This is a genomic window from Arthrobacter sp. USHLN218 (assembly GCF_037144715.1).
Lineage (GTDB): Bacteria > Actinomycetota > Actinomycetes > Actinomycetales > Micrococcaceae > Crystallibacter.
In genome coordinates, this window is sequence record NZ_JBBCYT010000004.1 from 306339 (window position 1) to 329793 (window position 23455).

General features: G+C 68.3%; 23 protein-coding genes. 13 read left to right on the forward strand and 10 right to left on the reverse strand.

Annotated elements, in window-relative coordinates; translation table 11 throughout:
• The first annotated feature begins 39 nt into the window (after positions 1-39).
• Together WFH44_RS11250 and WFH44_RS11255 are read left to right on the forward strand one after the other, a co-directional pair.
• On the forward strand, positions 40-402 hold the full coding sequence (locus tag WFH44_RS11250; protein WP_336713962.1) for a PadR family transcriptional regulator: 363 nt from the start codon (positions 40-42) through the stop codon (positions 400-402).
• Complete coding sequence (locus WFH44_RS11255; RefSeq protein ID WP_336713963.1) at positions 402-1751, forward strand: permease prefix domain 1-containing protein; 1350 nt, start codon at positions 402-404, stop codon at positions 1749-1751. The genes WFH44_RS11250 and WFH44_RS11255 overlap by 1 nt, the downstream gene beginning before the upstream one ends.
• A gap of 10 nt (positions 1752-1761) precedes the next feature.
• On the opposite strand, the gene WFH44_RS11260 is transcribed toward WFH44_RS11255, so the two are convergent.
• A complete protein-coding gene (locus WFH44_RS11260; protein ID WP_336713964.1) occupies positions 1762-2991 on the reverse strand; it encodes an NADP-dependent isocitrate dehydrogenase in 1230 nt (409 codons plus the stop codon).
• A gap of 24 nt (positions 2992-3015) precedes the next feature.
• Positions 3016-5823, reverse strand: coding sequence for an aconitate hydratase AcnA (acnA, locus tag WFH44_RS11265; RefSeq protein ID WP_336713965.1), 2808 nt, complete (start codon positions 5821-5823; stop codon positions 3016-3018).
• A 91-nt stretch (positions 5824-5914) separates the two neighbouring features.
• On the opposite strand from acnA, the gene WFH44_RS11270 reads away from it, so the two are divergent.
• The 5 genes from WFH44_RS11270 to WFH44_RS11290 all read left to right on the forward strand — a co-directional run bounded on the left by WFH44_RS11270 (position 5915) and on the right by WFH44_RS11290 (position 10326).
• Entirely contained in the window at positions 5915-6583 is a 669-nt protein-coding gene (locus tag WFH44_RS11270) for a GntR family transcriptional regulator (protein ID WP_336713966.1), read from the forward strand.
• Positions 6584-6842: 259 nt separating this feature from the next.
• Positions 6843-7865 carry a tripartite tricarboxylate transporter substrate binding protein gene (locus WFH44_RS11275; RefSeq protein ID WP_336713967.1) on the forward strand — a complete coding sequence of 341 codons (1023 nt, stop codon included), beginning with the start codon at positions 6843-6845 and terminating at the stop codon, positions 7863-7865.
• Between the two features lie 28 nt (positions 7866-7893).
• Positions 7894-8271 carry a universal stress protein gene (locus WFH44_RS11280; RefSeq protein ID WP_336713968.1) on the forward strand — a complete coding sequence of 126 codons (378 nt, stop codon included), beginning with the start codon at positions 7894-7896 and terminating at the stop codon, positions 8269-8271.
• Positions 8261-8821, forward strand: coding sequence for a tripartite tricarboxylate transporter TctB family protein (locus WFH44_RS11285; protein ID WP_336713969.1), 561 nt, complete (start codon positions 8261-8263; stop codon positions 8819-8821). The genes WFH44_RS11280 and WFH44_RS11285 overlap by 11 nt, the downstream gene beginning before the upstream one ends.
• The gene (locus WFH44_RS11290; RefSeq protein ID WP_264796978.1) at positions 8821-10326 is read left to right on the forward strand and encodes a tripartite tricarboxylate transporter permease; all 1506 of its coding nucleotides are present in this window, start codon (positions 8821-8823) and stop codon (positions 10324-10326) included. Before WFH44_RS11285 ends, WFH44_RS11290 begins: the two co-directional genes overlap by 1 nt.
• Positions 10327-10497: 171 nt before the next feature.
• On the opposite strand, the gene WFH44_RS11295 is transcribed toward WFH44_RS11290, so the two are convergent.
• Genes WFH44_RS11295 through WFH44_RS11305 form a run of 3 tightly spaced genes read right to left on the reverse strand, consistent with a single transcriptional unit; the run spans position 10498 to position 14009 of the window.
• Positions 10498-11841, reverse strand: coding sequence for an MFS transporter (locus WFH44_RS11295; RefSeq protein WP_336713970.1), 1344 nt, complete (start codon positions 11839-11841; stop codon positions 10498-10500).
• A gap of 34 nt (positions 11842-11875) precedes the next feature.
• Positions 11876-12883 carry a PDR/VanB family oxidoreductase gene (locus WFH44_RS11300; RefSeq protein WP_336713971.1) on the reverse strand — a complete coding sequence of 336 codons (1008 nt, stop codon included), beginning with the start codon at positions 12881-12883 and terminating at the stop codon, positions 11876-11878.
• 31 nt (positions 12884-12914) lie between these two features.
• Positions 12915-14009 (reverse strand): aromatic ring-hydroxylating dioxygenase subunit alpha, encoded by a 1095-nt coding sequence (locus WFH44_RS11305; protein ID WP_264796975.1) that lies wholly within the window; start codon positions 14007-14009, stop codon positions 12915-12917.
• A 113-nt stretch (positions 14010-14122) separates the two neighbouring features.
• On the opposite strand from WFH44_RS11305, the gene WFH44_RS11310 reads away from it, so the two are divergent.
• Both WFH44_RS11310 and WFH44_RS11315 read left to right on the forward strand, forming a co-directional pair.
• Positions 14123-14710, forward strand: a complete 588-nt coding sequence (locus WFH44_RS11310; protein WP_336713972.1) for a PadR family transcriptional regulator — start codon at positions 14123-14125, stop codon at positions 14708-14710.
• 69 nt (positions 14711-14779) lie between these two features.
• The gene (locus WFH44_RS11315) at positions 14780-15172 is read left to right on the forward strand and encodes a VOC family protein (protein ID WP_336713973.1); all 393 of its coding nucleotides are present in this window, start codon (positions 14780-14782) and stop codon (positions 15170-15172) included.
• Between the two features lie 6 nt (positions 15173-15178).
• Here WFH44_RS11315 and WFH44_RS11320 read toward each other — a convergent pair whose 3' ends face one another.
• On the reverse strand, positions 15179-16729 hold the full coding sequence (locus WFH44_RS11320) for an acyl-CoA synthetase (RefSeq protein WP_336713974.1): 1551 nt from the start codon (positions 16727-16729) through the stop codon (positions 15179-15181).
• A gap of 272 nt (positions 16730-17001) precedes the next feature.
• On the reverse strand, positions 17002-17985 hold the full coding sequence (locus WFH44_RS11325) for an ABC transporter substrate-binding protein (protein ID WP_336713975.1): 984 nt from the start codon (positions 17983-17985) through the stop codon (positions 17002-17004).
• Positions 17986-18159: 174 nt separating this feature from the next.
• Between WFH44_RS11325 and WFH44_RS11330 the strand changes: the two genes are divergently transcribed.
• Positions 18160-18789 (forward strand): flavin reductase family protein, encoded by a 630-nt coding sequence (locus WFH44_RS11330; protein WP_336713976.1) that lies wholly within the window; start codon positions 18160-18162, stop codon positions 18787-18789.
• Between the two features lies 1 nt (position 18790).
• Here WFH44_RS11330 and WFH44_RS11335 read toward each other — a convergent pair whose 3' ends face one another.
• Positions 18791-19036: a PLDc N-terminal domain-containing protein gene (locus WFH44_RS11335; RefSeq protein ID WP_264796962.1), complete on the reverse strand. Its 246-nt coding sequence runs from the start codon at positions 19034-19036 to the stop codon at positions 18791-18793.
• 68 nt (positions 19037-19104) lie between these two features.
• Between WFH44_RS11335 and WFH44_RS11340 the strand changes: the two genes are divergently transcribed.
• The gene (locus tag WFH44_RS11340; RefSeq protein ID WP_336713977.1) at positions 19105-19431 is read left to right on the forward strand and encodes an antibiotic biosynthesis monooxygenase family protein; all 327 of its coding nucleotides are present in this window, start codon (positions 19105-19107) and stop codon (positions 19429-19431) included.
• A 19-nt stretch (positions 19432-19450) separates the two neighbouring features.
• Here WFH44_RS11340 and WFH44_RS11345 read toward each other — a convergent pair whose 3' ends face one another.
• Positions 19451-20167, reverse strand: coding sequence for an NUDIX hydrolase (locus tag WFH44_RS11345; RefSeq protein ID WP_336713978.1), 717 nt, complete (start codon positions 20165-20167; stop codon positions 19451-19453).
• 193 nt (positions 20168-20360) lie between these two features.
• On the reverse strand, positions 20361-21209 hold the full coding sequence (gene catA / locus WFH44_RS11350; protein WP_336713979.1) for a catechol 1,2-dioxygenase: 849 nt from the start codon (positions 21207-21209) through the stop codon (positions 20361-20363).
• Positions 21210-21532: 323 nt separating this feature from the next.
• Between catA and benA the strand changes: the two genes are divergently transcribed.
• Both benA and benB read left to right on the forward strand, forming a co-directional pair.
• On the forward strand, positions 21533-22909 hold the full coding sequence (benA, locus tag WFH44_RS11355) for a benzoate 1,2-dioxygenase large subunit (RefSeq protein ID WP_336713980.1): 1377 nt from the start codon (positions 21533-21535) through the stop codon (positions 22907-22909).
• Positions 22910-22929: 20 nt separating this feature from the next.
• Complete coding sequence (gene benB, locus WFH44_RS11360; protein ID WP_262106754.1) at positions 22930-23445, forward strand: benzoate 1,2-dioxygenase small subunit; 516 nt, start codon at positions 22930-22932, stop codon at positions 23443-23445.
• The last annotated feature ends 10 nt before the right edge of the window (positions 23446-23455 follow it).

The window sequence follows — 23455 nt, forward strand, 5'->3', positions numbered from 1 at the left end:
TATGCTTCATGCCTAGTAGATCTAGGTATGGGAGGCGCTATGCGCATCGAGAAGGACCTGGTCGCCGCTTCCGCGACCCCGCTGGTGCTGGGGATCCTCGCGGAGGGCGATCTGTACGGCTACGCGATCATCAAGCGCGTGAGCGAGTTATCGGGCGGGGGCATGCAGTGGACCGACGGCATGCTCTACCCGCTGCTGCACCGGCTGGAGCGGCTCGGCTACGTGTCCTCGTCGTGGGGCACGTCCGAGGCCGGGCGCCGGCGCAAGCACTACGCGATCACGGCGGCGGGCCGCGAGGCCCTCGCCGACCGGCAGGAGCAGTGGGCCGTCGTCGCCGACGCGCTGCGGCAGGTCTGGCAGTCCGCCCAGCGGCCGCCCGCCGTGACCGAAGGGTGGGCCTGATGGAGGCGCGTCCGGAACTCGAAGCACAGATCGGGCGGTGGCGCGGGTACCTCCAGCGGCGACAGGCGATCTCCCCGGCGGACCTCGACGAACTCGAGGACCACCTGCGCGAGCAGATCGCCGACCGCCAGGCCACGGGGCTCGACGACGAGGAAGCCTTCCTCGTCGCCATTAAGCGCATGGGCAACCTCGACGCCGTCTCCCGCGAGTTCGCGCGCGAGCACTCCGACCGGCTGTGGAAGCAGCTCGTGCTCGTCCCCGAGGCCCCGGACGATGCCGGCGCCGGCCGCTGGCGCGAGCTGGCGGTGGTCCTGGCCCTGGCCGCCGGCGCGGGGCTGACGGTCCGGGCCGGCCTGTCCTGGCTCGGCGGCGGGAGCGCCTTCACCATCAACGTCGGCCTGTTCGTCATCCCGTTCCTCACCGCCTACCTCGCCTGGAAGCGGCGGGTCAGCGCGCGCCTGGCGGCGGTGCTGCTGGCGGGCTTCGCCGCGCTGGCGGTGTTCCTGAACGCCTATCCCTTCTCCCCCGGCGGCTCCACCGAGCTGCTGGCCGGGCTGCATGCACCCGTGGTGCTGTGGCTGCTGGCGGGAATCGCGTACGCCGGCGGGCGCTGGCGGTCCGACAACCGGCGCATGGACTTCGTCCGCTTCACCGGCGAGCTCGCCATCTACTACACGCTGCTGGCGCTGGGCGGCGCCGTCCTGATCGGGCTGACCTTCGCCGCGCTCCAGATCGTCGGCGCCGACTTCGAGCCGGTCCTGGAGGGCTGGATCCTGCCGTTCGCCGTCCCCGGGGCCCTCGTCGTGGCAGCCTGGCTCGTCGAGGCCAAGCAGAACGTCGTCGAGAACATCGCGCCCATCCTGACCCGCGTCTTCACCCCGCTGACCATCGCCATGCTGTTGGCCCTGCTCGCCGTGCTCACCGCCGCCGGCGGCTTCGCCGAGGTCGACCGCGGCCTGCTCATCCTGATGGACGCCATCCTCGTGCTGGTCCTGAGCCTGCTGCTCTACTCCATCTCGGCGCGCGACTCGCTGGCCGCACCCGGGCTCTTCGATGTCCTGCAGCTGGTCCTCGTCCTCGCCGCCCTCGCGGTGGACGCGGCGATGCTGACCGCGATGCTGGCACGGATCGCGGAGTTCGGCCTCAGCCCGAACAAGATCGCGGCGCTGGGCCTGAACCTCCTGCTGCTCGTGCACCTGGTCCGGACGGGCTGGCTCACCCTCGGGTTCCTGCGCGGCCGGCGCCCGTTCGGCGCGCTCGAGCACTGGCAGACCCGCTACCTGCCGGTCTACGGCGCCTGGGCCGCCGTCGTGGTGGTGGTCTTCCCGCCGCTCTTCGCCTTCAGCTGACCGGCAGGGGTCAGGACGCCGCCGGGGCGGGGAGCGCGGCGCACTCGGCCGCGACGGAATCCAGGAAGGCTTCGGTGGAGACGCCCCGCACCCCCGGCCCGGACAGGGCCGCGAGATCGTCCGTCATGATGCCGCGGCGGACGGTCCCGGCCACGGCGTCCTCCACCGAAGCGGCGAACTGCGCCAGCGCCTGGTTCCCGTCGATCCCGGCCCGGAAGGCCAGCGCCCGGGTCCAGGCGAACACGGTAGCGATCGGGTTGGTCGAGGTGGTTTCCCCGGCCAGCCGCCGCTCGTGGTGCCGGCGGACGGTGCCGTGGGCGGCCTCGGTCAGCTGGATCCGGCCGTCCGGCGTGGCGAGCACGGACGTCATCAACCCGGGGGAACCGAAACCCTGCGCCACGATGTCCGACTGGACGTCGCCGTCGTAGTTCTTGCACGCCCAGACATAGCCGCCCTCCCACTTCAGGGCGGACGCCACCATGTCGTCGATGAGCCGGTGCTCGTAGCCGAGGCCGGCCGCCTCGAACCTCGGCCGGAATTCCGCGGCGTAGACCTCGTCGAAGATGTCCTTGAACTGCCCGTCGTAGGCCTTCAGGACGGTGTTCTTCGTGGACAGGTAGACCGGGTACCCGCGCTTGATGCCGTAGGAGAAGCAGGCGCGGGCGAAGTCCCGGATCGAGTCGCTGTAGTTGTACATGCCCATGGCCACTCCCCCGCCCGCCGGGAACGAGGTGACCTCGCGGCTGACCGCGGGCGAGCCGTCGTCGGGCGTGTACGTCAGCGTCAGCCGGCCGGGACCGGACACGGCGAAATTGACCGCGGAGTACTGGTCCGCATGGGCGTGGCGGGCCACCACGATCGGCTTCCGCCAGCCCGGCACCAGGCGCGGCACGGAGTCGATGATGACCGGTTCGCGGAAGATCACGCCGTTGAGGACGCCCCGCACCGTCCCGTTGGGCGAGGGCCAGCGCCGGGAGAGCCCGTACTCGGCGACCCGCCCGGCGTCCGGGGTGATGGTTGAGCACTTGGCGCCGACCCGGTGCTCCGCCACGGCCGCGGCCGCCTCCCGAGTCACGGCGTCCCCCGTCCGCTCGCGGTTGGGCAGCGAGAGGTCGAACCGCAGGATCGGCGCGTCCACATGCGGCAGGATCAGCTTCTCCTTCACCATGGTCCACATTGTGTGCGCCATCTCGTCGCCGTCGAGCTCGACGAGCGCGCCGTCCACTTTGACCTTGTCCATGCCCTGCTCCGTTTTCCGCGGCCCTTAGCGGGCGGCCTCGATGGTGCTGCGCAGCAGCGACGGGATGACGCCCCCGGCCTGCAGCAGCTTGACGTCCAGTTCGGTTTCGACGGCGGCACGCGCCGTGAAGGCTTCCCGCCCGCCGTCCGCCGTGTGGAGTACGACGGCGATGTCCGCGCGGGGGCGCAGGGCGCCTTCCGCCGCGTCCACTTCCAGCCGGTCGCCGGGCCGCAGCCCCTGCAGCCGGGACAGGACCGCGGCCGGCGCGACCAGCGGCAGGATGCCCATGCCGACCAGGTTGGAGCGGTGGATGCGTTCAAAGCTTCCGGCGAGGACGGCGCGCACGCCGAGCAACCGCTGGACCTTGGCGGCCCAGTCGCGGGAGGACCCGGTGCCGTACCGTTCGCCGGCGACGATCACCACGGACTCGCCCTCGCCGCGGTACCGCGCGGCGGCCTCCCACAGCGGCATGACGTCCCCGCTGGGCGCGTGCACAGTGTGGGCGACGGGCAGGCGAACCTCGAGGTCCGCGCCCAGCCGGTTGTCCACGGTTTTGCTGTGGAAGGCGCCGCGCAGCATCACCTCCCAGTTGCCGCGCCGGGAGGCGAAGACGTTCAGGTCGCCGCGGTCCTCGCCGCGCTCCACCAGGAAGTCCGCCACCAGGCTGTCGGCCGGGATGCCGCTCGCGGGCGAAATGTGGTCGGTGGTGATGTCGTCGCCGAGCACGAGCAGCGGATGCGCCACGTAGCGGCCCAGCTGGCTGCCCTGATCCGCCGACGCGAAGGGCGGCCGGCGGAGGATGGTCGACGCCTCATCCCAGGGGAAACGCGTGCCTTCCGGGGCTTGGAGGCGCGACCAGAGCGGGTTGCGCACGGCGAGCTCGAAGTCCCGCGAGAAGTCCTGCGCGTCGTGCCCCGCCGCCCACGCCGCATCGATTTCCTGTTCCGACGGCAGCAGGTCCGCCAGCGTGACGGGCCGGCTGGCGGACCTGCTGCCACTGGCGGCAGCGAACTTGTGGGTGGTGAGGTCGACATCGGCGCGCCCGGCCAGGGCGAAGGCGACCACCAGCGGCGGGGACATGATGAAGCCAAGGTCCAGGTCGGGATGGACCCGGCCGGGGAAATTGCGGTTGCCCGACAGGACGGCGACCGGGCGGACGCTGCCGGCCTCCAGATCGGCCCTGATCGGCGCGCTCAGGGGCCCGGAGTTTCCAATGCACGTGGTGCAGCCAAAGCCGACAATGTCGAAGCCGAGCGACCCGAGGTCCTCGAGCAGGCCGGAGCGCCGCAGGTAGCTGGCCGCCGCGGGCGATCCGGGAGCCAGCGACGTCTTGACCCACGGCGGCACCTGCAGCCCGAGGGCCCGCGCCTTGCGTGCCACCAGGCCGGCGGCGACGAGCAGCCGCGGATCGGTCGTGTTGGTGCAGCTGGTGATCGCGGCCAGCGCGACGGGGAAGGCGGGCAGGTCCCGGCTGGCTGCGGTGAGCTGCCGGCCCTCGCCCGCGAGCGCGGCCGGAATGCCGGCCAGGGAACGCAGGTCCTGGGGTCGGCGCGGACCTGCGGCCCGCAGCTCGACGGACGCGAGGTCGATCCGCAGCACCTGCGTGTAGTGCGGCTCCGACGCCGGGTCGAACCAGAAGCCGGCGGCCTTCGCGTACGCCTCCACCAATCCGCATCGGGCCTCGTCGCGGCCGGTCTCCCGCAGGTAGTCCAGCACCCGCTCGTCGATCGGGAAGTAGCCGGTGGTCGCCCCGTATTCCGGCGCCATGTTTGCGACGACCGCCCGCTGGCCGACCGTCAGGGTGGATACCCCCGGGCCGAAAAACTCCACGAATTCCCCGGAGACACCGAGCCGGCGCAGCTGCTGGGTCACGGTCAGCGCCAGGTCCGACGCCGTCGCCCCCGGCGGCAGCGCCCCGGTCAGCTTCACGCCGACGACGTCGGGGATGCGCAGCGTGATCGGCATGCCGAACATGACGGTCTGCGCCTCGAGTCCGCCGACGCCCCAGCCCAGGACGCCGAGCCCGTTGACCATGGGCGTGTGGCTGTCGGTGCCGATCATCATGTCCGGCGCCGCCGTGGCCCATGAGGCCGGCCCCTCGCCGTCGTCCGCCACGGAGACCACCGTGGCCAGCTGCTCCAGGTTGATGGTGTGCATGATGCCGGTGCCGGGCGGGTTGATGTGCACGGTCTCCATCGACTGCGCCGCCCACTTCAGGAACCGGTAGCGCTCCTGGTTGCGCCGGTACTCGACGGCCAGGTTGCGCGGCGCAGCGTCGGCCCGGCCATATTCTTCCACCGCCAGCGAATGGTCGATGGACACGTCCACCCGCAGCATCGGGTTCAGGACGGCCGGGTCCGCTCCGGCCTCGGCCAGCGAGTCCCGCATGCCGGCAATGTCGACCAGGGCCGGCGTGCTCGTGGTGTCATGCATGAGCACGCGCTGCGGCCGGAACTCCAGCTCCTCCTCGGAAGTCCGCCGCTCCAGCCAGGCCGCCAGGTTGCCCACGGTTCGGGCGCTTTCCTCCGGCGCCGAGTTGCGCAGCGTGTTCTCGGCCAGCAGACGAAGCACCACCGGCAGCGGGCCGAAGTCCGCGCCCAGGGCTGAGCGCACATCCATCGCCCGATAGGTGCGGCCGCCCGCCTCGAAGAGCAAGCTGCCGCCCGGCGTCCCGGCCTCCGCTGTCCGCACGCCGCCAGCCCCGGCACTCCGCGCGCCAACCGCTGCCGCCCGCGCACCAACGGTCGCGCTCTCCGAGCTAGCCCCCGCCGTCCGCACGTCGAACGCCGCATTCCGCGCGCCGATAGCTGCTGCCATGGTCCCTGCCTCCATTACGCCAATTTTATAATCCATAAAACAGGACGAGCCCGAAGGAGTCAAAGCTATATTCTGTAATCCATACATTCGAAGGAAGGACGCCGGCATGGCCATGGGGCGGGCACTGACCAAAAACGCCTACGCCTACGAGGAGGTGCGCCAGCGGATCCTCGTAGGATCGCTGGAGCCCGGGCAGGCCCTCGCGCAGTCCCAGCTCGCCGCCGAGCTCGGCGTCAGCCTGACCCCGATGCGCGAAGCCCTCCGGCGCCTCGACGCCGAAGGCCTGGTCTTCATCGATGCCCACAAGAATGCCCGCGTGGCAACGCTGTCCGCCGTCGAGGCCACCCACCTTTTCGAAGTGCGCGAGCGCATGGACCCCATGGCGGCGGCATTGGCCGCCGAACGGCGCACCGACGCCGACATCGCGAACATCAAGGCGGCGGCCGCCGACCTCAAGCCCCTGGAGGACAAGGCCAGCTTGGACGCGCTGACCGCCCACCGCCAGTTCCACCGCGCCGTCTATACCGCCTCGCACAACGACCTCCTGATCAACCTGCTCGAGGGCCTCTGGGACAAGGCGGACCGGTACCGCCAGGTCGGCCTCAATGCACGCAAGGACAGCGCCGCCGATCGCAAGCGGGTCAACCGCGAACACGAAAGCATCATGCGCGCGGTCATCAACGGCGACGCGGCCGCCGCGGAAAAGCACATGCTCGCGCACGTCCAGGGAAGCCTGGGCCGGCGGGCCATCGACGAGCTCGCCAAGAAGCAGTAGCCGCTCAGCAGCCACCCGGGCCGGCCCATAGCGCTTCCGCCGCCGGGCCCAGCCGCCGTCAAACATCCAGGCGCTCCAGCCGCCGTCCCATGCCCGGTCCGCCGCTCCGACACGGCTCCCACCGCCCGGGCCAGGCGCCGTCGCAATCCTTTTTGACGCTTGTACAGATTATAAAACGTAATCTATAGTCTCTAACCGTGGCGGCCGTCACAGGCCCAGAGCCGCGGCCGCCGCCTCCGTACCTATGTTGGAAGGACCCATGGCACCGACACCTAGCCAGAAGCCCCCGGCCCGTTCCGCCTCCCACCGCCGGCTGTGGCTGACCGTCTTCGCGGTCTTCGGGGCGGCGGCGGTTGCCCTCGCTTCCGTCAACGCCTCAGCCAGCGGCGCCGGCGACGACGCGCGCAGCCGGCTCACCCTGATCGCGCCGGCCGGGGCGGGAGGCGGATGGGACGGCGCGGCCCGCGAGGCCCAGCAGGCCATACGGGCGCAGGGCATCGTCAACAACGCACAGGTGGTGAACATCCCCGGCGCCGGCGGAACCATTGGACTGACCAAGTTCGCCGGCATGCAGGGCGAGAGCACCACGATGATGGTCACGGGCATCACGATGCTCGGCGCCATCAACCTCAACGGTTCCGAGGCCACCCTGGACGACGTCACGCCGATCGCCCGGATCACCGAGGACTACGACGTCCTGGTCGTGCCGGCCGATTCGCCCTACGACTCGGTCGAAGACCTGCTCGCCGAGTGGAAGAAGAAGCCCGGCTCCTTCGCCTTCGGCGGCGGCTCGCTGGGCAGCGTGGACCAGATGATCATCACCCAGCTGGCGCAGGCCGGCGGCATCGATCCGACGGCCGTCAACTACATTGCCTACTCCGGCGGAGGCGAACTGGCGACCTCGCTGATGTCCGGCACCATCAAGGCCTCGGTCAGCGGCTACGTGGACTTCGCGGACCAGATCGAGGCCGGCAAGCTGAAAGCCCTCGCGGTTTCGGCCCCGGAACCCGTCGCATCGATCGACCTGCCGACCTTGAAGGAACTCGGCTACGACATCGAGCTGACCAACTGGCGCGGTATCGTCGCCGCACCCGGGATCACCGCGGAGGAGAAGCGCGAGCTCCAAACCATCGTGGAGGAAGTCGTCGGGACGCCCGAATGGCAGGACGCGATCGAGCGCAACCAATGGACCGATACCTTCCTGGCCGGCGAGGACTTCGAGGCGTTCATCGCCGACGAGACCCGGTCGGTCAACAAGATCTGGAATGAACTCGGCTACTAGGCCGCTCCCCCAAACCCCTGGAGACACCATGACAATCCTGGTCGGATACACCCGTACCCCCGAGGGCCACGCAGCCCTCCGCCGCGGGGTCGAGACAGCCGGAAGCACCGGCAAACCCCTGGCAATCTTCCCGCTCTCGGACCGGGCCGAGGGTGCAGCCGGCGACGCCTCGCTCGAGGCCGCCCTCGGCGCCGGCGCCCGGCTGCTGGAACGCGACCCCCAGGGGCGGCATCCCGCGGAGGAGCTGATCGACACGGCCCAGGAAGCCGGGGCGGAGCTTGTCGTCATCGGCGTCCGCAATCGCTCCCGCGTCAGCAAGATCCTGCTGGGCTCCGATGCCCAAAGCATCATCCTCGGCTCCCCCGTTCCCGTCCTGACCGTAAAGGCGGCCACCGATGAGCGTTGAGGCAGGCGGCGCCGTCCGCACCAAGGCCGCGACCGGCGGGACCGGGCGGCCCCACGACAAAGGGGCCAAGTTCTGGTCCGGACGCAGCGGCCTGGTTGTCGCGGGAATCCTCGCGGCGATCGGCGGCTACCTCGCCGTCGGCATCGCGACGATGGACGTGCCCGAGGGCGCTAAGGTGCCCGGACCGCAGTTCTTCCCGACGCTAATCACCATCGCGATTTTCGTCCTCGCCCTGCTGCTGGCCGTCCAGACGCTGCGGCACCCCGAGCACGTCGCCGAGCCCGCCGCCCGGCACCGGTTCCATACCGACTGGAAGTCGCTCGGACTTGTCTTCGGCGCGTTCCTCGCGTTCGCCCTGCTGCTGGTTCCGGTCGGCTGGATGCTCACGGCCGCCTTGCTGTTCTGGTGCGTCTCCCGTGCGCTCGGCAGCCCGCGGCCCCTGTTCGACGTCGGACTGTCCCTCGTCTTCTCGTCCTGCATCCAGCTGGCGTTCGGCGCCGGACTTGGGCTGGCCCTGCCCGGCGGAATCCTGGAAGGAATCTACGGCTGATGGAATCATTGTCCCTGCTCCTCGAGGGCTTTTCGCAGGCCCTGACCCCGATCAACCTGCTGTGGGTGTTCGTGGGCGCGTTCCTCGGCACGGCCGTGGGCGTGCTGCCCGGGCTCGGCTCGTCGATGGCGGTCGCGCTGCTGCTGCCCGTCACGTTCAGCCTCGACCCGGTCGGCGCCTTCATCATGTTCGCCGGTGTGTACTTCGGCGGCCTGTTCGGCGACTCCACCATGGGCATCCTCATGAACACGCCCGGCGGCTCCACGGCCATCGCCACCACCTTCGAGGGTCACCGGATGGCCAAGGACGGACGCGCTCCGCAGGCGCTGGCGCTCTCCGCGATCGGCGCGTTCATCGGCGGCCTGATCGCCACCACGCTCGTGGTGTTCTTCGCACCGAAACTGGCGGAATTCGCGGTGCTCTTCGGTCCGGCCGAATACTTCGCGCTGGCGATCTTCGCGTTCATCGCCACGGCGTCGGTCGTCTCGGACTCCACCATCAAGGGACTCTCCGCCCTTGCGATCGGCCTGGCCCTCGCCGTCGTCGGTATCGACGGGATCTCCGGCGCCTCGCGGTTCACCGCGGACCTGCCGCAGCTTTTCGACGGCGTCAGCATCATCGTGATCACCGTCGGCATCCTCGCCCTGGGCGAAGTCTTCCACGTGGCCTCCCGCATCCACCGCGACCCCAAGCTCTCGGCAATCCCCGTCGCCGGCAGGCCCTACCTGTCGAAGCGGGAGTTCCGCGAAGCGCTGCCGGCCTGGCTGCGCGGCACCGCGTTCGGCGTGCCCTTCGGCGTCATTCCCGCCGGCGGGGCCGAGGTGCCCACCTTCATGGCCTACGGCACCGAACGGCGGCTGGACCGCCGGCGGCGCGACCCCCAGTTCGGCAAGGGCGCCATCCGCGGCGTCGCGGCGCCCGAGGCGGCCGGCAACGCGACCTCCGGCACGGCCATGGGCGCGCTGCTCGCCCTCGGGCTGCCGACCTCGGCGACGGCGGCAATCATGCTCGCGGCATTCCAGCAGTACGGGCTCCAGCCCGGTCCGCTGCTCTTCGAACGCAATGCAGACCTGGTCTGGGCGCTGCTCGCGAGCCTCTTCGTGGGCCTCGTGATGCTGCTCGTGCTCAACCTGCCGTTCGCACCGCTCTGGGCGAAACTGCTGCTGATCCCGAAGCCCTACCTGTACGCCGGCATCACCGTGTTCTGCGGACTGGGCGTGTACGCGACCAGCGCGGCGGTCTCGGACCTGATCATCGTCCTGGCCATCGGCACGCTAGGCTTCGTCCTGCGCCGCTACGGCTTCCCGCTCGCCCCGATCATGATCGGCGTCGTCCTCGGCCCCCTGGCCGAGACGAGCCTGCGCAACGCCATGATGTCCAGCGGCGGCGAACTCAGCGTGCTGGTGCACAGCCCGGTGACGTGGGTGCTCTATGGAGTCCTGGCCCTCGTCCTCGCCTATGCCTTGTGGAAGCGCGTGGCCGAGAAGACCCGCCAGGACGTGTAGCACGCACGGAACCGCAGGAACGGGCGGCGGTGCCGGAGGCCTCGGCCACCGGCACCGCCGCTCTTTTAGTCCCGCGCGGCCGGTTCCGCATGGCGCCGCGGCGGATGGACCCCTCGGGGGACGGGGACCCGCGCGCGGACGGCGGGCACCGCCGTCGTTGTTGCAGTACCTCTAGCCGGCGGCGACGGTTTCCCGCCCGGGGCGGACGCGGTTCCGGGCCACCGGGCCCAGCATCCGCACGGCCACCGCGGCCACCAGCACGACCATGCCGACGCCCAGGTACAGCTGGACCGGGCTCCATGCCGCGTCCAGCAGCGCGCCGGTGATCATCGGCGCGACAATGGCGCCGGCCCGGCCGATGCCGATGGCCCACCCCACCCCGGTGCTGCGGGTGCGGGTGGCGTAGAGCCCCGGCGTGATGGTGTAGAGGCCGGCGATGCAGCCGTTGATGAGCATGCCCACCGCAACGCCCGTGATGAAGGCGAGCGCCAGCACCGCTGCAGTGCTGATGAACAGGACCATGGAGGCCGCCGAGAGCACCGCGAACACGATGAAGACTCCGCGGCTGCTCCATTTGCCCGCCAGCACGCCGTACAGTATGGAGCCGAAGGTGCCGCCCAGGGTGAGCATCAGGCCGCCGACAACGCCCTGCTGCTCGGTCATGCCGGCCTCCACCAGGAGCCGCGGCGTCCAGCTGTTGACGAAGTAGAAGCCGAACATCGTGGCGAAGAAGGCCAGCCAGATCAGCAGGGTGGCCCGCCGCTGCTCGGGGGCCAGCAGTTCACCCACCCGGTTCCGGCCCCGGGCCCCGGCACCGGCCACGGGGGCCGCGGCCAGCTCGCCGACCGCCGGCTGCCCCAGGCGCCGGGCGATCTTGTTGAGGCGCTCGACGACGTTGCGGGGCCGCTTCGTCAGGAGGAAGTCCACCGATTCCGGCAGCAGCACCGCGAGCAGCGCCAGCGCCAGGGCCGTGGCCGTGCCGCCGAAGACAAAGACCGAGCGCCAGCCGTAGCTGCCCTGCAGGGCCACTGCTGCCATGCCGCCCAACGTTGCGCCGACGCCATAGCCGGCAGTGTAGATGCCGATGCACAGTCCGCGCCGCCGGTCGGAGGAGTACTCACTGGCGATGACGTTGGTGCAGGCCAGGATGCCGCCGACACCGAGCCCGGTGACCGCGCGCCACAAGCCCAGCTCACCGGCGGAGTGCGCCGTGGCGGACAGGAACATGCCGCCCGCGGCCAGGGCCAGCGACACGAGGATCATCGGGCGGCGCCCGAAGGCGTCGGCGAAGGGGGCCAGGCCCAGCGAGCCGATGGCCATGCCCACCAGCCCCGCGCTGAGGAGCAGGCCCAGTTCGGTCCCGCTCAGGCCGAAATCGTTGGTCACGCTGGTGGCGGTGAATGCCATGGCCATCACGTCGAAGCCGTCCAAGGCGTTCAGCAGGACGCAGAGTCCGATGACGAGCCACTGGTACGGCGACATGGCCGACTGGTTGATCCGGTCGCGCAGTTCCATTCGTTCTTCCTTCTTGTGCAGCCGGAGTCCGGCGTCAGGATACGTCGATAGTAATGACGGCGGGTCCGACGGGCGAGGCATCCGCCTTGGCTCCGGTTTTCGAGGTGACGCCGCGGGAAACGCAGCAGCACATCTTTTCCGTCGCCTTCTGCTGGCGCTCGCTGTAGAACACGTCGCGATGGTCGATGCAGCCGTCGAGTGCCAGGACCCGCACCTCGCAGAGGCCGCATTCGCCCTTGCGGCAGTCGAACATCATGTCCGCGCCGGCGTCTTCGAGGGCCTCCAGCATTGAACGGCCCTGCCCGACCGTGGCCTCGATGCCAAGCCGGGGTACCTTGACGATGAACTCCTCCGGGTCGAACCAGCCGCTGTTGCCGAAGGTCTCGTAGCGCAGGTTCGGGGAGTCGAGCTCGCGCTCGGACCAGGCCCGGCGGACGGCGTCCATCAGCCGGATCGGCCCGCACATGTAGAGCTCCGTGTCCAGGTCCGCCCCGGCAACGAGTTCGTCCACCTTCAGCGAGGTGCCCTCGTCGTCGACATGGACCACCAGGTTCTCCCCGTGCCGCTCCTGCAGCTCGGCCAGGTACGCCATCGCCGCGCGGCTGCGCCCGGCATACACCAGCGTGTAGCTGGCCTTGAGCCGCTGCAGGACGGCCGCCATGTTGGCGATGGCCGTGATGCCGATGCCCCCGGCGAGCAGGATGTAGCGCTCGGCGCCCACCCGCAGCGGGAAGTTCTGCAGCGGCTGCGTGATCTCCAGCTGCTGCCCGGTCTCCAGCCCGTGCATGAATTCCGAGCCGCCGCGGGACTGCGGAGCCCGCATCACGCTGATCACCAGGCGGCCGGCGTCGTCGGACTCCACCACGGAATAGGAACGCTTCTGCTCCTCTCCGCCGATGGTGACCTTCACATCGATGTGCGACCCCGGTTCCGCAGCCTTGGGCAGGGCGGGTTCCAGCACAATGCGCCGGATGTCCGTGGCGACGGTGTGGATTTCGACGACGGTGGCCCGCTGCCAGACTTCGGTATTCGTTGCTGCCATTGTTCTTCTGCCTGTCTCTCGATCAGCCGGGTCAGGCGGTCGGGACCAGGCGGCCCTCGGCGTCGAGCATCCGCTCGATCAGCCGCCGCACCCACATGCCGCCGGCGTCGATGTTGAGGTTGTAGAACTCGTAGTCCGGGTTGGCGTCGATGGCCTCCTGCTGCGCCTTGAGCATCTCCTCGTCTTCGCCGAACACGCCGTGCACGCCGTTGCGCAGCTGGGTCGTGATGAGCTGGCTCTCCAGCCGGTAGTTGCGCATGAACGCCCAGAAGTAGTGGCAGGACCGGTCGGTTTCCGGCGTGATCGTGTTCATGACGAAGCCGTTCACGCCCTGGCTGCGGTCGCCCTCGGGCGCGCCCGTCCCGGCGGCCGCCACACCGACGTCGATGCAGATGGTGGAGGGCGCCTGGAAGGTGATGATCTGCCAGCGGTCCACCTTGCCCTCGAAGCCGGGGAACTTATCCCGCATGTTCTTGAGCCAGAACGGCGGCGCATCGATGTCCAGCATCCACCGCGAAACCGTGACGGTGTTGCCGTCGTGCGAGACGACGAAGTCGGACTCGCTGAGCTCCTCCTGGCCGATCGAGGACGAGTGCACGAACTCCTCGTGCGTGAGGTCCATCAGGTTGTCCAGCACCAGCTGGTAGTTGCACGGGGCGTGGATGGTCTCGCCGTCCCCGGCCCACTCCTCGGAGGACATCTGGTGCATGTCCGGCACCAGCTCGGGGTCCGCCTTGGTCGGGTCACCGAGCCAGACCCACACGTAGCGGTAACGCTCGACGACGGGAAAAGACGGGACGGTCGCGCTCGGGTTGATCGTCTCCTGCGCCGGCATCGACATGCAGCGGCCCGCGGAATTGTAGACGATGCCGTGGTACGGACACTGGATCCCGTCCTTGCCGACGGTCTTGCCCATCGACAACGGGGCCAGGCGATGCCAGCACGCGTCGGCGAGCGCCACGGCCTTGCCGTCCTCGGTCCGGTAGAGGGCCACCGGACGATTAGCAATCCGGCGGGACATCGGAGCGCGCGTGACTTCGTGGTCCCACGCCGCCACGTACCAGGCATTCAGTGGGTGCCCGAGGACCTTATTGGTCGTCGAGCTCTGGGACTGGACAGCGGTCACGGCAGATCCTTTCGGCTGGCTCAACTATCTATCTCCATAGATAGTGTTCTGGGTCACCAGAATAACTATCGATATAGTGATTTGCAACACCCGACAGAAGGAGGCTGGAGCCCGTGAGCCTGCGATACGCCCTGCTGGCGCTGCTCAGCGTCGAGCCCATGACCGGCTACGACCTCTACAAGGAATTCGAATCGTCCGTCGGCCACGTCTGGCATGCGCCGGACTCGCAGATCTACCCCGAGCTGCGGCGAATGGAGAAGGACGGACTGCTCGAGGGTGAAGAGGTCGCTTGGGGGCAGCGGGGGAAGAAGCGGCAGTACCACATCACGCGCGCCGGAACCGAGGCCTTCCGGGACTGGATGAACAGCACCCTTGAGTACTCGCGGGAGCGCGACCCGGCGCACCTCAAGGCCGCCTATCTGGAGTGGGCCAAGCCGGAGGCCGCGCGCGAGCAAATGCGGGCGCACATCCGGCACCACGCGGCCCAGCTGGAGCAGTGGCGGGACAAGGTCCGGGAAATCGAGGAGGGCACCAGCCCGATGCTGGCCCGGAGGCTGGCCAGCCTGCCGACGTCGGACCGGGAAAAGACAACTGCATTCAAGAAGTTCACCTACCAGGGCCTGATTTCCCGGGCCGAGCAGGAAATCGCCTGGGCTCAGCAGGGCCTCGCCCTGATCGACGAGCTCTACCCCGGCGGCTGACGGCCGCCCTTCTCCGCACGGCGAAAAGCGGCTAGTGTTTCCGGCAATCCCGCCGAGTCGGAGGAAGCCATGGATACCGTCAGCGTCCGATACATCGTCGACGACATCGACGCCGCCGTCCGGTTCTACACCGGACTGCTCGGCTTCGAGCTGCGGATGCAGCCCGGAGGCGGGTTCGCCATGCTCACCCGCGGCAGCCTGCGCCTGCTGCTCAACACCCCGACAGGCCCGGGAGGCGCTTCCCAGCCGATGCCCGATGGCCGCCGCCCGGAGCCCGGCGGCTGGAACCGGATCCAGTTCGAGGTCGGGGACCTGTCCGCGGAGGTGGACCGGCTCCGCGGCCAGGGCGCCAGCTTCCGCAACGAGATCGTCTCCGGGATCGGCGGCCGGCAGATCCTGCTGGAGGACCCCGCCGGGAACCTGATCGAGCTCTTCGAATCGGGCCGCCCCGACGCGCTGTAGGCGCCCTTAGCCCGAGTACTGCTTCCGCAGGTCCGCCTTGCGGATCTTGCCGCTCGCCGTGCGCGGCAGGTCATCGACGATCACCACGCTCTTGGGAATCTTGTACCGCGCCACCCGCCCGGAGAGGTGGTTGACGACGTCGTCGCCCGTGAGCTGGAAGCCGTCCCGGACGGTGACGATGGCCCGCGGGACCTCCCCCCATTTGTCGTCCGGAACACCGATCACGGCGACGCTGCTCACCGCCTCGAGCTCCACGATGACCTGCTCGACCTCGGCCGGATAGATATTCTCCCCGCCGGAGATGATCATGTCCTTCAGCCGGTCCGAGATGAAGAGGTACCCCTCGTCGTCGACATAGCCCATGTCCCCGGACCGGAACCAGTCGCCGTCGGCGTAGCTGTCCGCCGTGGCATCCGGGCGCTGCCAGTATTCCTTGATGACGTTGGGGCCCTGGATCTGGATTTCGCCCACCTCGCCCGGACCGGCAGGCCCGCCCAGCGGGTCCATGATCCGGACGTCGGTGAAGAAGTGCGGCAGGCCGGCGGAGCCCGCCTTCTCCCGCGACTTGTCCGCCGCGAGCGTGGTGGCGCCGGGCGCGGTCTCGGTCATTCCGTACCCGTTGGTGAAGGACAAACCGCGCGCCTCGTAGGCCTCCAGCACGCGCATCGGAACCGCGGAACCGCCGCAGGTCAGCTTGTTGAGCGAGCTGACGTCCGTGGCATTCCACGCCGGATGCTCGCAGATCAGCTGGAACGTCGTCGGCACGCCGCTCAAGGTGGTCACCTTGTACCGCTCCACCAGGTGCAGCGTCCGCCCCGGATCGAAGCGCGGCTCCAGGATCACCGTAGCGCCCTTGAGCAGCGACGGCAGGACTCCCATGCCCAGCGAGGCCACGTGGAACATCGGCGCGATCATCAGCGACACGTCCTTGCTGGACAGATCGAAGTCCACCAGCACGTTGAAGCTGTTCCAGGTCATGTTCGCGTGGGTCAGCAGGGCGCCCTTGGGGCGGCCCGTGGTCCCGGACGTGTAGAGGATCATGGCCGGATCATCGAGCGCCACCTCAAGGTCAAGGTGCGCATCGTCTCCGGAGGCGATGACATCTTCAAAAAGTTCGACGGCGATCCCGGGCACTTCCTCCCCGGCGCCTTGCGCCGCGGCGTCGTCCACAACCAACCGGCGCTCGACCCGGGTATCCCGGACCCCGCCGACCGCCAGCCCGTCAAGGCTGCGCGCGTTGACCAGGATCCGGCTGCCCGAATTCTCCAGCGCGAACTGGATCTCGGGCGGCGCCAACCGGGTGTTCAGCGGAACGAAGACGGCACCCAGGGTGCCGCAGGCAAAGAAGGTCTCCAGGAAGGCTGCGTGGTTCTCGCCCAGGTAGGCGACCCGGTCGCCCTTGGCCACGCCGCGGTCCGCGAAAGCACTAGCCAGGCGGTCCACGCGGCTGGCGAAGTCCGCATAGCTCAGCTCCGCCCCGCTGCTGACGAGCGCCACCTTATCGGCGAACTTGCGCCGCCGGCGGTGAATCCACGTTCCAACCCCTTGGTTGTGCATCGTTACACGAAACCCTTCGCTCTAGGTCCGTCGCATGCCGGACCTGGTTCAACGTCTCCGCTCCCGCTCCCGCGGGTGAGGCCTGTCACAGGGAGCTGCTCTCAGGCTAGGGGGAATTGATTGAGAAAGTCAATAGTTGGAAAACCAATTAGAGGACATATCCGTGCCGGCGTCCCCTCCCCTGACCTGCGCACAGACGGAGCGCCGGACCGCGAAGGATCCGGCGCCCTGTCGCGCAGGCACGCAAGGTTATGCCTGCCGCCGTCGTTGTTCTACTGATGCGGCAGGAGGGCCTCCATGTCCGGCTTCTCCTCAATCAGGTTGTCCTTCAACGAGATATCGGCGATGGTCCCGAGGGAGTCCGCGTTGACCTCCTGCGCGAACTTCGGCAGGGTGAGCTGCTCGATGACGGCGGGGTCCAGTTGGGTGTAGGTGGGCAGGATCTCGCGGACCTTGTCCGGGTTGGCATCCGCGAAGGCCTGCGATTCCTTCATGGCGTCAATGAAGGCCTGGGTCTCCTCCGGCTTCTGTTCGGCGATCTGGTCCGAAGTGAAGTAGACGGCGACGGTGAGGTCGTCCACGGGGTGGGCGTAGTTGGAGAAGACCGGGATGCCGCCGTCGGCTTTGGCCATCGTGACAAAGGGTTCGACGGCGGCGATAGCGTCGACGTTGTCCTTCTCCAGCGCGGCGCGCATGTCCGGGAAGGGCATTTCGACGTAGTCGATGCTGGAGGCGTCTCCCCCGGCCTCTTCAACCGCGGCGCTGATGGTGGAGTCCGAGATGTTGTTCAGCGTATTGACGGCGATGCTCTTGCCGGCCAGGTCCGCGATTTTCTTGATACCACTGTCCGGTTTGACCATCACGGCGGCGAAGTCCGCATCCTGGTCCCCTGTGGAGGAGGAGCCGCTGGCGAGGATCTGCAGCGGCAGCCCCTTGGACCGGGCGATGATCAGCGAGGTGACGTTGCTGAAGCCGAAGTCCATCTGTCCGCTCGTGATGGCCGGAACGATGGCGGCCCCGCCCTGGGCCGGCGTGAGTTCGACGTCGAGCCCGTGCTTTTCGAAGATGCCCTCCTGCACGCCAAGGTAGATCGGCGCGACATCCACGATGGGAATGACCCCGACATTGACGGCGGTGAGATTTCCACTGGCCCCGGGGGACGCAGCCGTCTCCTCGCCGCCTGAGGGGCTCCCGCCGCCGCATGCCGTCAATGCCAGGGCCGCCGTCATTGCCAAGGCCGCAGCCAGTTTCTTCATCTTCCTACCCCTCAAAGTCCCCATGGCACGGGTTGTGCTGTGCGCCACATGCTAACTATTGCCATAGTGAGTGGTCAATGGAACACCATTTCGCGCCCGGCCGCCCGGGCGGGCGCTGTGCGGGAATCCGCACGGGCTGCAGCACGGGGGACTCGGCTGTGGTCAGATGAGACCATGCGCGTTGACATTTCGCCGGAGGAACTCGGCCCCAAGGACTTCTACAAGTTCCTGACATCGGTCGTCATCCCACGGCCCATCGCCTGGGTCTCGACGGTCAGCGCGGACGGCGTGCTGAACCTGGCGCCGCATTCGTTCTTCACCGTGGCGTCGACGGATCCGCCGATCGTGCAGTTCACTCCGACAGCCCGAAAGGACAGCCTGAACAACGCGGAGGCGACGGGCGAGTTCGTGGTCAACTTCGCGCCCGAGGCGTTGTTCGCTGAGATCAATGGCACGGGCACGAACTTTCCGCCGGAGGTCAGCGAGTTCGACGCCGTGGGGCTGGGCACGGAGCCGAGCCTCACCGTGCGTCCGCCGCGGGTGGCGGAGTCCCCCGTGGCCCTCGAGTGCCGCGTGCACGAGATCATTCCGGTCGGCAATTCGTGGCTGGTGCTGGGGCGGGTCCTGCACGCCGCCATCAACGAGGAGATGATGGACGGCACCCACCCCGATGCGACCCGGCTGAAGCCGCTGGCCCGGCTTGGCCGGAATGAGTGGAGCCGGCTGGGCGAACTTGTGAAGATCGACCGGATTCCGTACCGCGACTGGCCGAAGGACCAGCCGGCCCCGAAGGACCGGGGCTGACCTAGAGCTTCTTCCAGGCGGCGACCGTGGTCTTCTTCCGGCCGAAGAGGAAGTAGGCGGTGGGACCGATGAAGCTCACGAATGAACCCACGGCCCAGGCGGCCTTGGGTCCGTTGATTTCCGCGGCGGGCCGCTTCCTGAGGTCGGTCAGCGCGGCGGCCAGGAGGCTCAGCTGGACGCCAATGGAGAGGAGGACGGACCCCTTCTGGACGGTGGTCAGTTCGTTCCAGGACTTCTTCTGCCGCATGGCTGCTCCCTGTCATATTCGCTGGTGAGCCCAGTGTACGGTCAGCGTCGGTGGGCATAATAGGGCCCATGAGCATCATCAAGATCAACGCCATCACCGTACCCGCAGACTCCGGCGACGAGCTCGCCAAGCGCTTCGCCGCCCGAGCGGGGGCAGTGGACAACCAGGACGGCTTCGAGGGCTTCGAACTGCTGCAGCCAACCGACGAGCGCACGACGTGGCTGGTCATCACCCGGTGGCGCGACGAGGAGTCGTTCGAGAACTGGAAGAACTCCAAGGCGTTCGGCCACGGCCACGCGCAGGCCGAGGGTGAGGCCCCGCATAAGCCGGTGGGCATGTCCGCCGAGCTCTGGAGCTACAAGGTCGCCGGCGGCTCGACCGGCCGGCAGGCATAGCCTAAGCCGCCCTAGCCCCTCAACCGTCCGTGCGCTGGTAGCTCCAGGGCAACGAGCTGACGTCCAGCCGGTGCCTGGCCCCCGCCTTGGGGCTGCCCGGGGCGTCGGCGTCGGGATAGTCCGCATCCCCGGACCAGAGCACCAGCTTGCGGCCGTCCGCGCCCTGCCGCTGGCGGCTCTGGTAGGTTTCGGGCTGCCCGATCCGGGCACGGCCCAGGGCGGTCTCGACGTCGGCGCAATGGGACAGCCAGTGCAGCGTCACCCAGGTGGGCGGGACCAGGGACATTGTTCCGGCGGCGTGCCGGGACAACGCCTCCTTCGGGCTGAGCCATGCATAGTCCTCGAGCTCCCCCGCATTCAGGACGATCTCCTGTCCGGGCACCGGAGCGGGCGCAACAAAGAAGTAGGTCCGGAAGCGGCGCGGCTGCACGGAGTCCGGAATCCACACGGACAGCTGGACCAGCTCGTCGGCGTGCACCCGGAGCCCGGTCTCCTCCCAGGTCTCCCTGACGCCGGCACGGCGGGCGGCGAGCACTTCATGCCCGTCCGAGCCGCCGCCGTCGTCAGCGTCCTGCCCGCCGGAACCAAAATCCTCCGGATCCACCTTTCCGCCCGGGAACACCCAGGCCCCCGCGAAGGAGCCGGTGTGCTGCGGCCGCTCCAGCAGCAGGACCTCGAGGCCGCCGGGCGCATCCCGCAGCAGCACGACAGTGGCGGCCAGGACCGCTGACGACATGATCGGACCCCTTCTTTTCGACGTACGGTTGGCTCCAAACCTACCGCGCGGCCCGGCCGCTGCGGGCGATGGAAGGCGAGGTGCGGAGCCTGCAACAATGCGGCGGGCCCCCCCGGGAGACCGGCGGGCCCCCCCCGGGGGGGGCCCCCCCCCGCCCCCCGGGCCCCCCGCCGCATTGGGATGGTGGTGAAGCCTAGTTGGCCGGGTCCAGCACGAAGTTGTAGATGACTTCGCGGCCGGAGCCGTCCGCCTTGTCCTGCGGGTCCAGGACGAGCTCGGGCTTGACGGCCGAGGCAATGTCGTCGGACAGGTGCTCGTCGCCGACGAAGTAGAGCTGGGCGGTAATCTCCTGGTATCCCTCGGCGTGGACCTTGACGTGGATGTGCGCGGGGCGCCAGGCGTGCCAGCCGGCCGCGGCGATCAGCTGGCCGCATGCGCCGTCCGTCGGGATCTGGTACGGGGCCGGCTGCATGGTGTTGATCTGGAAGTAGCCGTCGGCATCGGCAACGATGGTGCCGCGCAGGTTCCACTCGGGCAGGCCGGGTGCGTACTGGGAGTAGAAGCCCGCGTCATCGGCGTGCCAGATTTCCACGATTCCGCCGGGCAGCGGTTCGCCGGCCACGTTGGTGATGCGGCCTTCCCAGAGCAGCGGGGTGCCGGCCTCGTCTTCGCGCATCGGCAGGGTCGCCGGGGACTCCAGCTTCGGGGCGTCCGGGACGTAGTACGGACCCTCGATGGAGCCCTTGCTGCCCTCGCGGTTCTCGTTGGCCACTTCCTCCACGGAGTGCTCGACCCAGACGTCGAGGAACAGCGGCCATTCGCCGTCTTCGCCGACCTTGATCAGCCATGCCTTGAAGGCGTTGTACTCGTCGTACGTCACCTTCTCTTCGAGCACAGTGTCGTTGACGGCCTTGACGAGGCGCGAAGCCAGGAGGTTGACGCGCTCCTGGCTGGTGCCGGCGGCGAACTTCTTGTTTTCGTGGAAACGCTCGGTGGCCTTGGCGCCCGAAGCGGCGGCAGTGGCTTGGGTTTCAGCAGTCATGTCGGTTCCTTCTCTCGTACTCTTCCGGGCCCCTTCGCCCGGCAGCGGCTGCCCGAACGTCCTGCAGCCGTGCAACCCCAACAGTGGGCCCGGGCAGATCTGATTTGCCCTGAAGTAACCGTAGCCACATTTTTTAGGACCAACAAATACGAATATCGGCCCTATTGGTATGCCTCACGTCTCAATCGGACCCTTGGTCAAGCCTAGGGGTGACCCTAGTGTGAGCCACGCCTCCTGCTGGAACAGTTGTCGCTAAATGTCGAGCAGCATGTGACAGCCGCCACGCAATTCAGTGGTGGCGGCCATAGATGAAGGAGACGTACATGACCCGGACACTGAGCGCTATCGGCGCAACTCTGGACGATGCCGTTGTAGAGGATCACGAGAACGGGGTGCATCGGGCGAAGCGGCGGATCTTCACGGATGAGGAGCTGTTCGAGCTGGAGATGAAGCACATCTTCGAGGGCAACTGGGTGTACCTGGCGCATGAGTCCCAGATCCCGGAGGTCGGGGATTACTTCACCACGTATATCGGCCGGACCCCGGTGGTCATTTCCCGGTCCAAGGACGGGGAGCTGAACTGCCTGGTCAACGCGTGCAGCCACCGCGGGGCGATGCTGTGCCGGCGCAAGACGGACAACCGGACCAACTTCACCTGCCCGTTCCACGGCTGGACGTTCAACAACAAGGGCAAGCTGCTCAAGGTCAAGGACTCCCGCGATGCCGGCTACCCCGAGCAGTTCAACAAGGACGGCTCGCACGATCTGACCAAGGTCGCCCGCTTCGAGTCCTACAGGGGTTTCCTCTTCGGCTCCCTGAAAGCGGCCGTGAAGCCGCTCGAGGAGCACCTAGGCGACGCGACGAAGATCATCGACATGATCGTCGACCAGTCCCCGGAGGGCCTGGAGGTCCTGCGCGGGTCCTCGACCTACACCTATGACGGGAACTGGAAGGTCCAGGCCGAGAACGGCGCGGACGGCTACCACGTCTCGGCCACGCACTGGAACTACGCCGCGACCACGGCCCGGCGGACCGCTGGCGAGTCGGCGAATGCGACGAAGGCGATGGACGCCGGGACCTGGGGCAAGCAGGGCGGGGGCTACTACTCCTTCGAGCACGGGCACCTGCTGCTGTGGATGTGGTGGGGCAACCCGCAGGACCGCCCGCTCTACGAGCGCCGGCAGGAACTGGCCGAGGAGTTCGGTCCGGAGAAGGCCGAGTTCATGGTCGGCGCCTCCCGCAACCTGTGCCTGTACCCGAACGTGTACCTGATGGACCAGTTCTCCTCGCAGATCCGCCATTTCCGGCCGATCTCGGTGGACAAGACCGAGGTCACGATCTACTGCATCGCACCCAAGGGCGAGTCCGACGCCGCGCGGGCGAACCGGATCCGCCAGTACGAAGACTTCTTCAACGCCTCCGGCATGGCCACCCCCGACGACCTCGAGGAATTCCGCTCCTGCCAAAAAACGTACCTCGCCGAAACTGCGCCCTGGAACGACATGAGCCGGGGCGTGGCGCACCAGCTCAACGGGCCGGACGAACAGGCCAAAAAGATCGGCATCAACCCGATCTCCAGCGGCGCCAAGACCGAAGACGAAGGCCTCTACCCCGTCCAGCACAGCTACTGGGCAGACACCATGCGCAAGGCCGTCGCGGCGGAAGAAGCCGAAGAACGTACCGCACAGGTCCAGAACTAGCCCGGATAAGGATTCCTGCCATGACTGTCACCATGTCCGAAAACAAGGCCGCCACTCTCGAGGGCATCCGCGAGTTCCTGTTCCGGGAGGCGCGTTTCCTGGATGACCGGGAGTTCGAGCGGTGGCTCGACTGCTACCACCCGTCCGCCGAATTCTGGATGCCGGCCTGGGACGACAACGACGAACTCACCGAGGACCCGCAGCGCGAGATCTCGCTGATCTACTACTCCAACCGCGGCGGCATCGAAGACCGCGTCTTCCGCATCCGCACCGACCGCTCCAGCGCCACCAGCCTGCCCGAACCCCGCACCGGGCACAACATCACCAACGTCGAAATCATCGAACAGCGCGACACCGAAGTCGACGTCCGCTTCAACTGGTTCACCCTCTACTACCGCTACAACAACGTCGACACCTACTTCGGCACCTCGTACTACACCATCGACACCTCCGGCACCCAGCCCGTGATCCTCAAGAAGAAAGTCGTCCTCAAGAACGACTACATCCACCACGTCGTGGACATCTACCACATCTGATCCCCTGGCC

What these genes read in the sequence shown, in the direction of transcription:
- WFH44_RS11250 (WP_336713962.1), top strand. Translation starts at nt 40, where the DNA reads ATGCGCATCGAGAAGGACCTGGTCGCCGCTTCCGCGACCCCGCTGGTG.
- WFH44_RS11255 (WP_336713963.1), top strand. Translation starts at nt 402, where the DNA reads ATGGAGGCGCGTCCGGAACTCGAAGCACAGATCGGGCGGTGGCGCGGG.
- WFH44_RS11260 (WP_336713964.1), bottom strand. Translation starts at nt 2,991, where the DNA reads ATGGACAAGGTCAAAGTGGACGGCGCGCTCGTCGAGCTCGACGGCGAC.
- acnA (WP_336713965.1), bottom strand. Translation starts at nt 5,823, where the DNA reads ATGGAGGCAGGGACCATGGCAGCAGCTATCGGCGCGCGGAATGCGGCG.
- WFH44_RS11270 (WP_336713966.1), top strand. Translation starts at nt 5,915, where the DNA reads ATGGCCATGGGGCGGGCACTGACCAAAAACGCCTACGCCTACGAGGAG.
- WFH44_RS11275 (WP_336713967.1), top strand. Translation starts at nt 6,843, where the DNA reads ATGGCACCGACACCTAGCCAGAAGCCCCCGGCCCGTTCCGCCTCCCAC.
- WFH44_RS11280 (WP_336713968.1), top strand. Translation starts at nt 7,894, where the DNA reads ATGACAATCCTGGTCGGATACACCCGTACCCCCGAGGGCCACGCAGCC.
- WFH44_RS11285 (WP_336713969.1), top strand. Translation starts at nt 8,261, where the DNA reads ATGAGCGTTGAGGCAGGCGGCGCCGTCCGCACCAAGGCCGCGACCGGC.
- WFH44_RS11290 (WP_264796978.1), top strand. Translation starts at nt 8,821, where the DNA reads ATGGAATCATTGTCCCTGCTCCTCGAGGGCTTTTCGCAGGCCCTGACC.
- WFH44_RS11295 (WP_336713970.1), bottom strand. Translation starts at nt 11,841, where the DNA reads ATGGAACTGCGCGACCGGATCAACCAGTCGGCCATGTCGCCGTACCAG.
- WFH44_RS11300 (WP_336713971.1), bottom strand. Translation starts at nt 12,883, where the DNA reads ATGGCAGCAACGAATACCGAAGTCTGGCAGCGGGCCACCGTCGTCGAA.
- WFH44_RS11315 (WP_336713973.1), top strand. Translation starts at nt 14,780, where the DNA reads ATGGATACCGTCAGCGTCCGATACATCGTCGACGACATCGACGCCGCC.
- WFH44_RS11320 (WP_336713974.1), bottom strand. Translation starts at nt 16,729, where the DNA reads ATGCACAACCAAGGGGTTGGAACGTGGATTCACCGCCGGCGGCGCAAG.
- WFH44_RS11325 (WP_336713975.1), bottom strand. Translation starts at nt 17,985, where the DNA reads ATGAAGAAACTGGCTGCGGCCTTGGCAATGACGGCGGCCCTGGCATTG.
- WFH44_RS11330 (WP_336713976.1), top strand. Translation starts at nt 18,160, where the DNA reads ATGCGCGTTGACATTTCGCCGGAGGAACTCGGCCCCAAGGACTTCTAC.
- WFH44_RS11335 (WP_264796962.1), bottom strand. Translation starts at nt 19,036, where the DNA reads ATGCGGCAGAAGAAGTCCTGGAACGAACTGACCACCGTCCAGAAGGGG.
- WFH44_RS11340 (WP_336713977.1), top strand. Translation starts at nt 19,105, where the DNA reads ATGAGCATCATCAAGATCAACGCCATCACCGTACCCGCAGACTCCGGC.
- WFH44_RS11345 (WP_336713978.1), bottom strand. Translation starts at nt 20,167, where the DNA reads ATGTCGTCAGCGGTCCTGGCCGCCACTGTCGTGCTGCTGCGGGATGCG.
- catA (WP_336713979.1), bottom strand. Translation starts at nt 21,209, where the DNA reads ATGACTGCTGAAACCCAAGCCACTGCCGCCGCTTCGGGCGCCAAGGCC.
- benA (WP_336713980.1), top strand. Translation starts at nt 21,533, where the DNA reads ATGACCCGGACACTGAGCGCTATCGGCGCAACTCTGGACGATGCCGTT.
- benB (WP_262106754.1), top strand. Translation starts at nt 22,930, where the DNA reads ATGACTGTCACCATGTCCGAAAACAAGGCCGCCACTCTCGAGGGCATC.